At 62.0% G+C, this 10639-nt stretch carries 11 protein-coding genes and 2 pseudogenes; 10 read left to right on the plus strand and 3 right to left on the minus strand.

Annotated elements, in window-relative coordinates:
- Positions 1-79: 79 nt before the first annotated feature.
- From mnmG to ACUM6F_RS12685, 7 genes and pseudogenes are all read left to right on the plus strand, one after another.
- Positions 80-1968 (plus strand): annotated as a pseudogene (mnmG, locus tag ACUM6F_RS12430) (tRNA uridine-5-carboxymethylaminomethyl(34) synthesis enzyme MnmG).
- Complete coding sequence (gene rsmG / locus ACUM6F_RS12435; RefSeq protein WP_445349442.1) at positions 1965-2687, plus strand: 16S rRNA (guanine(527)-N(7))-methyltransferase RsmG; 723 nt, start codon at positions 1965-1967, stop codon at positions 2685-2687. Before mnmG ends, rsmG begins: the two are co-directional and overlap by 4 nt.
- Before the next feature lie 359 nt (positions 2688-3046).
- Entirely contained in the window at positions 3047-3811 is a 765-nt protein-coding gene (locus ACUM6F_RS12440) for a ParA family protein (RefSeq protein ID WP_445349443.1), read from the plus strand.
- Positions 3804-4658, plus strand: coding sequence for a ParB/RepB/Spo0J family partition protein (locus ACUM6F_RS12445; protein ID WP_425620599.1), 855 nt, complete (start codon positions 3804-3806; stop codon positions 4656-4658). Before ACUM6F_RS12440 ends, ACUM6F_RS12445 begins: the two co-directional genes overlap by 8 nt.
- A 31-nt stretch (positions 4659-4689) precedes the next feature.
- Positions 4690-4908 (plus strand): hypothetical protein, encoded by a 219-nt coding sequence (locus ACUM6F_RS12450; RefSeq protein WP_445349444.1) that lies wholly within the window; start codon positions 4690-4692, stop codon positions 4906-4908.
- Positions 4909-5169: 261 nt separating this feature from the next.
- Positions 5170-5382 (plus strand): annotated as a pseudogene (locus ACUM6F_RS12680) (hypothetical protein); the annotation flags it as partial.
- Positions 5383-5388: 6 nt separating this feature from the next.
- Positions 5389-5580: a bacterioferritin-associated ferredoxin gene (locus tag ACUM6F_RS12685; protein WP_479684191.1), complete on the plus strand. Its 192-nt coding sequence runs from the start codon at positions 5389-5391 to the stop codon at positions 5578-5580.
- Positions 5581-5662: 82 nt separating this feature from the next.
- Here ACUM6F_RS12685 and larC read toward each other — a convergent pair whose 3' ends face one another.
- From larC to larE, 3 genes are all read right to left on the minus strand, one after another.
- Positions 5663-6856, minus strand: coding sequence for a nickel pincer cofactor biosynthesis protein LarC (larC, locus tag ACUM6F_RS12460; protein WP_425620596.1), 1194 nt, complete (start codon positions 6854-6856; stop codon positions 5663-5665).
- Positions 6853-7617: a nickel pincer cofactor biosynthesis protein LarB gene (gene larB / locus ACUM6F_RS12465; protein ID WP_425620595.1), complete on the minus strand. Its 765-nt coding sequence runs from the start codon at positions 7615-7617 to the stop codon at positions 6853-6855. Before larB ends, larC begins: the two co-directional genes overlap by 4 nt.
- A gap of 83 nt (positions 7618-7700) precedes the next feature.
- Positions 7701-8489 carry an ATP-dependent sacrificial sulfur transferase LarE gene (gene larE / locus ACUM6F_RS12470; protein WP_445349446.1) on the minus strand — a complete coding sequence of 263 codons (789 nt, stop codon included), beginning with the start codon at positions 8487-8489 and terminating at the stop codon, positions 7701-7703.
- Between the two features lie 317 nt (positions 8490-8806).
- Between larE and ACUM6F_RS12475 the strand changes: the two genes are divergently transcribed.
- From ACUM6F_RS12475 to ACUM6F_RS12485, 3 genes are all read left to right on the plus strand, one after another.
- On the plus strand, positions 8807-9274 hold the full coding sequence (locus ACUM6F_RS12475; RefSeq protein ID WP_426377596.1) for a DUF4446 family protein: 468 nt from the start codon (positions 8807-8809) through the stop codon (positions 9272-9274).
- 162 nt (positions 9275-9436) lie between these two features.
- On the plus strand, positions 9437-10075 hold the full coding sequence (locus ACUM6F_RS12480; protein ID WP_445349447.1) for a phosphoribosyltransferase: 639 nt from the start codon (positions 9437-9439) through the stop codon (positions 10073-10075).
- Between the two features lie 83 nt (positions 10076-10158).
- The gene (locus tag ACUM6F_RS12485; RefSeq protein WP_425620591.1) at positions 10159-10404 is read left to right on the plus strand and encodes a YkuS family protein; all 246 of its coding nucleotides are present in this window, start codon (positions 10159-10161) and stop codon (positions 10402-10404) included.
- Positions 10405-10639 lie beyond the last annotated feature (235 nt).

The raw sequence follows: 10639 nt of genomic DNA on the forward strand, positions 1-10639 counted from the left end.
CCGAAGCTTTCAGCAAAGTCGCTTGCGGGGATAAACCCAGACCCGAATAGCAAGGACTATTTTGAAAGTAGGTGAGTGTATGGAGTACACGGCGGGAAAATACGACGTGATCGTGGTCGGCGCCGGCCACGCCGGCTGCGAGGCGGCCCTGGCCGCGGCGCGGCTGGGCTGCCGTACCCTTGTGCTCACCATGAATATCGACTACGTCGCCTCCATGCCCTGTAACCCTGCGGTGGGTGGCCCTGCCAAGGGGCACCTGGTGCGCGAGGTCGACGCCCTGGGCGGGGAGATCGGCCGGAACACCGACCGGGCCGCCATCCAGATGCGTATGTTAAATACTGGAAAAGGACCGGCCGTCAGGGCCCTTCGCGCCCAGGTCGACAAGGTGCTCTACCAGATGAGCATGCGGGACGTGCTCGAGAGGGAGCCTAACCTCGACCTCAAGCAGGCCATGGTGGAGAGGGTCATTACCGAACAGGGCCGCGTCTGCGGCGTCGTCACCCTTACCGGGTCAGATTCCTGGCGCCGGCGGTGATCATTACGACCGGGACATACCTGAAGGGCCGCATCATCATCGGGGACGTGAGCTACGAAGGCGCCCCGCACGGTCAGCGGTCGTCCGTCGGCCTCGCCGAGAGCATCCGCGCGCTGGGGCTGGAGATGGGACGGTTCAAGACCGGTACGCCTCCACGCGTGGCCCGCAGGTCGATTAATTTTGACAGGCTTCAGGTGCAGCCGGGCGACGAGGCCCTGCGGAACTTTTCGTTTTTCTCTCCCGTGCAGAGAAGGACCCAGGTCCCCTGCTGGCTGACTTACACCACGGCCCGCACCCACGAGGTCATCCGGGAGAACCTGCACAGGTCGCCGCTGTACAGCGGGATCATTCAGGGCGTCGGCCCCAGGTACTGCCCGTCTATCGAGGACAAGGTGGTGCGTTTCGCCGACCGCGAGCGGCACCAGGTCTTTATCGAACCCGAAGGCCTCAACTCCGCCGAGATGTACGTCCAGGGTATGTCCACCAGCCTTCCGGAGGACGTGCAGATCGAGATGCTGCGGAGCCTCCCCGGGCTGGAAAAGGCGGAAATCGTCCGTCCGGGGTACGCCATCGAGTACGATTACGTGGTGCCCACGCAGCTCAGGGCGACGCTGGAAGTCAAGGGAGTGCCGGGACTCTACCTTGCCGGGCAGATCAACGGGACCTCGGGTTACGAGGAGGCCGCCGCCCAGGGCATTGTCGCCGGGATCAACGCTGCCCTGGCGGTCCGGCAGCAAGACCCCTTCGTCGTCGACCGCAGCGAGGGGTACATCGGGGTGTTGGTCGACGACCTGATCACCAAGGGGACCCCCGAGCCGTACCGGATGTTTACCTCGCGGGCCGAGTACCGCCTGCTGCTCAGGCACGACAACGCCGACATGCGCCTGACCGAAAGGGCTTACCGCCTCGGCCTGGTCGACGGTGAGCGGTACAGGCTTTTCGAGAGCAAGAGAAAATCCGTGGAAGAGGAAATCGAGCGCCTGAGCAGGACGAGCGTTCCGGTGACCGAGGAGGTGCAGGCCGTCCTTCGCGGCAGGAACTCCGCGCCGTTGAGCCAGCCGACCCGGGCGGTCGAGCTCCTCAAGCGGCCGGAGATCGATTACCAGGTGATTGCCGGGCTGGTTCCGCCGGCCGCCCCGCTGTCCGAGGACGTCCGGACCGAGGTAGAGAACCGGCTCAAGTACGAGGGCTACATCAACAAGCAGGCCGCCCAGGTCGAGAGGATGGCCAGGCTGATGAAAAAGCCCATCCCCGCCGACCTGGACTGGGAGGCCGTCACCGGTTTGTCCACCGAGGCGCGGCAGAAACTGGCCCGCATCCGGCCCGAGACGGTAGGCCAGGCCAGCCGCATTTCGGGCGTCTCCCCGGCCGATATCGGCGTGCTGCTGGCGGCGCTCGAGCAGTACAGGCCGAAGAAGGATGTTCCGGCATGAGCAACGGGTTTTGCGATACGCTTGTCAACGGGCTGAAGGAATGGAACATCGCTTACGACGATCGGCGGCTGGAACACTTCGTTCGCTACCATCGCCTGGTGATGGAGAAGAATCGCGAGTTCAACCTCACATCGATCACGGAGGAGACCGAGTCGGCGGTCAAGCATTTCCTGGATTCGCTGAGCCTGCTGCTTTTCGCCCGTCCCGAGCCCGGCGCGCGGGTCATCGACGTCGGTACGGGGGCGGGTTTCCCCGGGGTCGCGCTGAAGATCGCCGTTCCGTCCATCGTCCTGACCCTGCTGGATTCCAGCCGTAAAAAGGTCGCTTTTCTGGAAGAAGCGCTTGCCGTCCTGGAACTGGACCAGGCCGCGGCTGTCTGGGGCCGCGCGGAGGAACTGGGCCGGCAGCCCCGGCACCGTGAGCGGTACGATTGGGTCCTGGCCAGGGGGGTCGCCGAGGTCCGGGTTCTCGCGGAGTACTGCCTCCCCTTCGCCGCCGTGGGGGGCTGTTTCGTCGCTTACAAGGGGCCCGGCGTGAAGGCCGAGCTGGCCGGCGCACAACAGGCGCTGGACGTGCTGGGCGGGAGCGTCGAGGCCGTGCACGAACTCTCCCTCCCCTTCGGAGGAGGGGCCCGCAGCCTGGCGGTAATCAGAAAAATAAAAGCGACCCCGGAGTGCTTTCCCAGGCGCCCGGGAATGCCGGAGAAACGGCCCCTGTAGGGGCCGTTTCTCCGCTGTAAGTGCTATATGTTAGGTAGCAGCACATCGTTTACATCCAGAGCAGTTTGTATCCTAAACCACAATTTCTCGACCCTGGTAACCAACGATAACGGTTACAGCGGGTCTGGGTTATCCCCGACGCTCCGTGCGCCGCTTCGACCGTTCTATGAGGCCGTTGAAAAGCTTCGCCTGACTTTGAGAAGTGTGAGGCGAGAGGTCAGAGGTGAGTATCAATGAAGGAATTCACCAAGCGAATTCCAACCCTGTGTTCCCACTAACACGCAGGATTTTGTTGGCAAATGTGGAATAAGGCATAACGTTAAAACTCACTATGTTAGCTTGGGCGAGAGGGGTTAAGCGTGGGTAAAGTAATTGCGGTTACAAACCAAAAGGGCGGCGTCGCCAAGACGACGACGGCGGTCAACCTGGGTGCCGCCTTGGCTTTGCTCGGCAAACGGGTGCTGGTCGTGGATATGGACCCGCAGGGCAATGCGACCAGCGGTCTGGGTGTCAAGACGGACGGTTCCGGAAAGACGGTCTACCACGTGCTGGTCGGCGAGGCCGCCCTTACCGACGTACTGAGGGATTGCCCCTCGGTTGCCGGCCTGATCGTTGCCCCGGCCGACCTCACCCTCGCCGCGGCGGAAGTGGAAATGGTCAGCCTGCCGGACCGCGAGCTGGTTTTGAAAAAAGCCCTCGGACCGGTAAAAGGCGGGTTTGACTACGTCTTCATCGACTGCCCGCCCTCGCTGGGCTTGTTGACCGTTAACGCCCTCTGTGTCGCCGACTCGGTGCTTATCCCCGTCCAGTGCGAGTATTATGCGCTTGAAGGGCTGAGCCACCTCATAAACGCTATTCAACTGGTGCAGAAAGGGCTCAACCCCAGTTTAACCGTTGAGGGGGCCCTTTTAACCATGTTCGACGGGCGTACCAACCTTGCCATCCAGGTGGTCGAAGAGGTCAAGCGCTATTTTAAGAAGAAGGTCTACAAGACAATCATCCCGCGGAACGTGCGCCTGAGCGAAGCACCCAGCCACGGGGTCCCCGTCGTCGTTTACGATCCGAAAAGCCGCGGCGCGGACATGTACATGGAACTCGCCAAGGAAGTGATGGAAGGTGTCTAAGAAAAGAGGCCTCGGGAGGGGCCTTGACGCGCTCATCCCGTCGGGAGGAAAGGAAAAGACCGATCTCGTCGAGCTCCCGCTTGCAGAAATCCAGCCCAATCCTCGCCAGGCCCGCAAGAACTTCGACGAAGAGGCGATCAGCGAGCTGGCCGCCTCGATCGAGCAACATGGACTGATCCAGCCGGTCATCGTCCGGCGCAGCGCCTCGGGTTCGGGTTACGAGCTGGTCGCCGGGGAGAGGCGCTACCGGGCTTACCGGCGGCTCGGCAGGACCATGATCCCCGCGATTATCCGCGACCTGGGGGATTTCGAGTCCACCGCCGCCTTGCTGATCGAGAACGTCCAGCGCCAGGACCTGAGCTCCTTGGAAGAGGCGCAGGCCTACCGGCGGCTGATCGAGGAGTTCGGCCTGACCCAGGAGGAGGTCGCCCGGCAGGTGGGCAAAAGCCGCACGGCGATCACTAACAGCCTCCGCCTGCTCAGCCTCCCCGAGAAGGTGCTCGCACTGCTGGGGGCCGGGGCGATCACGGCCGGGCATGCCAGGGCGCTGGCCGCGCTTGAAGACGAAGGACTGATGGAAAGACTGGCGCTCAAGGCGGCCGAAAAAGGCCTGTCGGTACGCGAGGTCGAGGCGGAAGTCAAGAGGTGGAATGCGCTGCGCCAGCAGGACGCGGCCGCCCGGAGAGCCATCGACCGCCTGCTCAGGGAGTGGGCCAGAGGACTCTCCCGCAACCTCGGTACGGGCGTCAAAATAAGAGGCACGCGCACCGAGGGCCGGGTCGAGATCAAATACAAATCCGAGGAAGAATTGCGCAGAGTCCTTGCGGCTCTAGGGCTTAAGGAATAATGTTTCACGTGGCACATTACGGTGAAACAACATGAACGACTTTGAAAAAGGCCTTTTGCTCGGGGTTCTCATCGGTGAGGGGCACTTCGGCGGAGACGGTCGCCAGCCGCACATCACGGTGCGCATGCACACGAGGCACGTGGCCCTGTTCGAGTGGCTTACGCGTCTTGTGCCTGGTTCGAGGCTGTACGGCCCTTACCGGCACGGGGGCGGGATTACTGCCAGTGGATGGTGCGGGGGCAAGCCTTGAAGGCGCTGCTGCCGGTTTTGGACAGCCTGCCTATCAGGGACATTGATCCCCCGGCGTACGAGAAGTATCGGGCGATGAAGGAAGCATACCGACTGTAAATGCATTCGGCATTCAGATGAGGGTCAACTTCGTTAATCTAAGCGCCGATAGCCGAGTGCGGCTGGCAAAACCGGCGTTATCAAAGATAAGTCAAGGCCGGCATTGGGCTATACTAAGGCCGGGATCGAAAGTCCAACAAGCGCAGGAGCGGAAATCGAAGCCATGGCCATAGCAACTGAGGTCTGCGGGGTTGACCCTTTGGCCGCCGATGCGCCTTGCTGTCCCGTTTGTGGGCAACGCGGAAAAAGGGTAAGGCCTGAAACGGTGGGTAATTTGCTTAGAGATGACCGCCTTCCCGTGGAATTGGATGGCTACGCACTTTGTCTTTCTACAGACTGTGACGTGGCCTATTTTGGACGCCGGGTCTTTCATAAGGGCGACGTGAAAGTCAGAGTGTGGTTTAAGGAAAGCGATCCTGCCGTACCCGTCTGTTACTGCAAACACGTCACGGAAGCGGAGATTATCGAGCACGTTGCCGTCCGAAAATGCTGCCAGGATATCAACGATATTCAAGAACACACCGGGGCGAATACCGGCAAGAAGTGCGTTACCGAAAACCCTGCAGGAACTTGATGTAAGCCGGCTGTGCAATCGGTGATTGCCAAAGCCTTGGAACAAAGAAGAATCCTGCTTCCCGGTCGTTAAGCCAAGTTTTTTAACAGTCTTTTAGGAGTTGGGCGAGCTCGTTGTAGGCGACCGTGACGGCTTCGTCGTAGACCGCCCGCGTCGTGACTCCGGCCTCGGCGGCGCGGGTCCGGCAGTCCTCGTATTCGGGCTTGATTCTTACGACTTCCCGGCCCATGCGGGAGAGCTTGACCCGTACCGGGCCGTAACGGGTGCGGATTTCAAAGGTCTGCCGGGGAACGACGATTCTTTCTTCGTGCCTCATCCTGACGCCCAGGGTGCCCGTTTCGGCGATAAGCAGCCCGGCCAGGCGCTGCCGGTCGTGCTCGTGGGCCAGCACGGTCAGCTTGGTCCCCGGGCGTCCTTTTTTCATGATCACGGGCGTGATGAAGGCGTCGCGCGCCCCTTCGTCGAGGAGCTTCCTGATAACCTCGGGAAGGATTTCCGGGTTGACGTCGTCAAGGTTGGTTTCCAGGACGGCGACGGGTTCGGTTGCCTCCGGCTCCGGGGTTGCGGTCCATCCGAGAATGGCCCGGAGGATGTTGGGAAACCCGAAATCAGCCGTTCCCGCACCGTATCCGACGGCGTCGACGGTCATGGGTGGGATGGGTCCCGTTGCTGCGGCCAGGGCCGTGGCCAGGGCTGCGCCCGTGGGTGTGACCGTTTCGCCTTCGACGTTGGCCGGGCGAACGGGAAACCCCCGCAACAGCTCGAGGGTCGCCGGCGCGGGCACAGGCAGGAGGCCGTGCCGGCAGCGCACAAAACCGTGGCCCAGAGGAAAGGGCGAAACGGCGATTTGCTCCACGCCAAGGAAATCCAGGGCCAGGCAGGTCCCGACGACCTCCACGATGGCGTCGACGGCGCCGACCTCGTGGAAGTGGACCTCCGAGGGCGAAATGCCGTGCACCCTCGCTTCGGCTTCGGCGAGCCGTGCAAAGACCTTTTGCGCGCTTGTCTTAACCTGCGGTGCAAGGGACGCCTCGCTGATGATGCGAAGAATATCGGTCAAACGGCGATGGGGCTGCTTGTCCGGGGCGTCAACGCGGACCTTAGTGGCTTTGATCCCGTAGCTTTTCACCGGGGCTACGCGGAACTGGAAAGGGTCGATTCCCAATGTTCCAAGGGCCGCCTCGATCCTGCCGGCGTCGGCGCCGGCGTCGATCAGCGAGGCGAGGGCCATATCCCCCGCGATGCCGCTGCTGCAATCCCAGAACAGCACCTTCATTCCCGCTCCCTCCCGGTCCTGACGATGGCGTCGGCCAGCGCGGCGGCCCCGTACCCGTTATCGATGTTGACTACCCCTATTCCCGGGGCGCAGCTGTTGAGCATGGCCAGCAGCGCGGCCAGGCCGTTGAAGCTGCTCCCGTACCCGACGCTCGTGGGCACGGCGATGACGGGACGCGGGGTGAGGCCGGCCACGACGCTGGGCAGGGCTCCCTCCATGCCGGCCACGACAATGACGACCGCACACTCGTTGATTGTCTCCAAGTGGTCGAACAGGCGGTGGATGCCCGATACGCCGACGTCGTACAGGGCCCGTACGGGATGGCCCATCAGTGAAAGGGCGATCCGGGATTCTTCGGCCACCGGCTGGTCGGCTGTCCCGGCGCTGAGGACGGCGACGGGCGGGCCCGCCGGAGTCTCCGCCGGCTCCTTTTGCAAAGTGATGCAGCGCGCCGCGGGGTGATACTTGGCCCCGGCAACCGCACGCTTAACACAGGCAAACACCTGTTCACCGGCGCGGGTGGCCAGCACCACAGGCGATTTGGCGGCCAGCCGGGCAAAAATCTGGGCGACCTGGGACGGGGTCTTCCCCTGGCAGAAGATAACCTCCGGGAAACCCGTCCGCAGGGCGCGGTGGTGGTCCAGGCGCGCGTACCCGAGGTTTTCGTACGGCAGGTCACGCAGCGCCCGCACGGCCTCGGCGACGTCTATTCGCCCTTCGGCGACGCCGGCCAAAAGCGCCTTCAACGACTCAACGTCCACACCAAAAACCCCTTTTTACACCGCAAACTATAGGACTACGGCAACCACCGTCTACCCGGCCACCGACTCCCGACTCCCGACTACTAATCAAAGCATCCGCTCCTGTAGCCCGCGCAGTCCAGGGTCACAAACTTGAACCCCAACTCGCGCAGGGCGTCTACAACGAGGGACCTGACCGGTTCCTCCGTCAGTCGCGGCAGGGCGGGCAGGGGCGCCTCGATGCGGGCGACGTCCCCGTGGTGGCGGACCCTGACCATAACGAAGCCCAGGCCCCGCAGGACTTCTTCGGCCCGCGCTATCTGATCGATCTTTTCCCCGGTGATCGTTTCTCCATACGGTATGCGCGTGCTGTAGCAGCTTTCGGATGGCTTGTCCCAGCCGGGTATCCCGAGACGCCGGGCCAGTTGACGCACGTCGTCTTTGGACATGCCGGTTTCGCGGAGGGGGCTCTTCACGCCGAATTCGGCAGCGGCGGCGAGTCCAGGCCGGAATTCCCGCGTATCGCCGGCGTTGGTGCCGTCGGCGATACAGGGCAGGCCGTATTCCCCGGCGAGTTCCCGCAGGGCTGCGTACAGCTTTTTCTTGCAGACGTAGCAGCGGTCCCGGCTGTTGACCGTAAATGCGGGATTATCGAGCTGGCCGAGCGCGACCTCGACGTGTCGAAGACCCCATTCCCCGGCTGCGCGCCGCGCGTCGGCCGTGTCCCGCGGGCTGTAAATCGGCCCGGTCGCCGTAACGGCCAGGCAGCGCGGTCCCAGCTCCATGGCGGCGATGCGGGCCAGGACAAGGGAGTCCACCCCGCCGGAAAATGCCACCACGGCTCCCGAAAGCTGTCTTATTATTTGACGGAGGGTGTTTAGCATATTAACCATAACGTAAATTCTTAATTCGCAGTGTATGTCCGCCCGGCAAGGCTTGTCAACTATAATGGCTGTAAGCACTTAACGCTTAACGCTTGCGTCCGGCACTCAACCTAAGGGAATCGAGTTGTTAGGTAGATCTAACTTTTACGTCTCGAAGACTGACGGTTACTTTAAATGTAAATGGTTCTTCGAGTTGAGTACCGGGCTTTTGGCAGGGGTTCCAAGATTTACAGCGAATTTTAACTGCAAAATTTGCGGAGGGGGCGGCGGTTATCATCAACTTCAGCGATTTCATCCAGGCATATGCCGTTGAACTGCTGGCCGGATTGGCCCTTTTGTTTGTTCTGGTCAGCATAGCGCAGTTCTTTCTTTACCGCCGTTTGAGCACCCAGTTCAAACGTTACCAGACCCTGGTTCGGAGCGCCGGCCCGGGGCTGGGGGACGTTTTGGCCGAGTTTTCCCGGCTCGTCGAACAGGCCCAAGGACGCCTGGCGGAGGTCACGGCGCGGCAGCGCGAGCTGGAGGCCCAGGTCAGGCGCTGTGTACGCACGCCCAGCATTGTCCGGTTTAACGCCTTTGAGGACATGGGCAGCAACCTGAGCTACGCGGTCGGCCTCCTGGACGGCCTGGGGGACGGCGTCGTGCTCAGCAGCATTTTCGGCCGGGACCAGGTCTGCACTTACGCCAAAGCCGTGGTTGAAGGGGGTTCCTCCTATAACCTCAGCGAGGAGGAGCGGGAGGCCATCCGCCAGGTCGTTATGGACGACAGGAATTTGAGCAGAAGACGTGAGTAGCGCGAAGGCAGAAGTGGGAACATAAGAAAGGAATTCGCCTTGCGAATTCCCTCGAGATTTCCGGCCTCTGACCTCTTTTTTCAGCGGGAAATCCGGGAGGATTTCCTGCGAGTCCGACTTCCGACTTCTGACCTCCGACTTCCGGTTTAAGGGGGGCATCCGTTGTTCCAAGACCGTGTCGAGGCCGGCCGGCTGCTGGCCGCGGAATTGAAGGAGATCGGTCCCGTCAAGGACGGGGTTGTCGTGGCCATTCCGAGGGGCGGCGTGGTTGTCGGGGCCGAAGTGGCCAAGGCCCTCGATATCCCCATGGACGTCATCGTCCCGCGCAAGATCGGGGCGCCGTTCAACCCCGAGGTGGCCGTGGGAGCGGTCACCGAGGACGGAACAACCATTTTTGACGAGCGGGCGCTGAGGCTCTTGGGGCTTGCCAGGGAATCGCTGGATGATGCCGTCAAGGTCCAACTGGCCGAAATCGCCCGCCGCACGCAGCTCTACCGTTCGGGGAAAGATCCCCTGCCCCTCGAGGGAAAAACGGTCATCCTTGTCGACGACGGAGTGGCCACGGGTTACACGACCCTGGCTGCTTTGCGTTCGGTGAAAAACGCGCGCCCGGCGAGGGTCGTCCTGGCCGTCCCGGTGGCGCCGCCCGATACGGCGGAGATGCTGTCCGGGGAAGTCGACGAGATGATCTGCCTGCTCACCCCCGAGCCCTTTTACGCGGTGGGCCAGTTTTACCGGCGGTTCGACCAGACGACCGACGAAGAGGTCATCGCGCTCCTCGCCAGGCGCCGGCGTGCATGAAAGTGCCTGCGGCGCTGTTTTTCAACAGTTCCGCATAAAGGTCGGCCCTCTCCCCTCATACTAAGGGGTGGAGGTGTTCTTCTTTGCAGCGAAAAGTGGCGATTGCCGAAGGAATGGACGACCTGCACGACTACTTCAGCAGGCGCGGTTTTACCGTGGTGGGTCCCGAGCAGGCCGGCCAGTCGGTGGCGCTGGTGGTTTCGGGGTCGACCGACAACTTCATGGGGATGCACGACCGCTCGGTTGACGTTCCGGTGATCAATGCCGAGGGCAAGACGCCGGACGAGATTTTTCGGCAGGTGGAAAGAGCCGCAAAGGCTGAATCCTAGGGATTGAGTAGTGAGATGCTGAAAGGGGGTAGCGCTCAATGCCACCCCCTTTTCTTACGACCAACTTCCAACGTCTAACTGAACTGATAAGGAGCAGCAGCACATCGTTTACATCCAGGGTAGTTTGTATCCTAAACCACAATTTCTCGACCCTGGTAACCAACGATAACGGTTACAGCGGGTCTGGGTTATCCCCGCCGCTCAGTGCTCCGCTTCGACCGTTCTATGAGGCCGT

It is taken from the genome of Desulforudis sp. DRI-14, assembly GCF_052618305.1.